1 protein-coding gene is annotated in these 230 nt (G+C 47.4%); it reads left to right on the forward strand.

The features are described from left to right. Nucleotides 1–100 precede the first annotated feature (100 nt). Nucleotides 101–230, forward strand: a 130-nt coding sequence (locus tag R0J87_RS25430; protein WP_498889793.1) for a hypothetical protein, incomplete at its 3' end; no start/stop codon positions are given.

The raw sequence follows: 230 nt of genomic DNA on the forward strand, positions 1-230 counted from the left end.
GACTCTTTTCCTATTTTGGTTGAGCAGCAGTTTTTTACGCTAGAGTTTAGCGGTCTCTATCCTGTAAAATGCTCACCAGTCGTTAAAGGAAACATCAATTATGAGTGAGGAATCAGTAATTCCAGTCGTGGTTAATGGCGCTGCGGGGAAAATGGGTCGGGAAGTGATCAAAGCCGTTGCTGAAGCCGAAGGAATGACGTTGGTGGGGGCGGTGGATCAAAATCCCGCCT

Source organism: Halomonas sp. SIMBA_159, from assembly GCF_046536035.1.
Taxonomy (GTDB): domain Bacteria; phylum Pseudomonadota; class Gammaproteobacteria; order Pseudomonadales; family Halomonadaceae; genus Vreelandella; species Vreelandella venusta_A.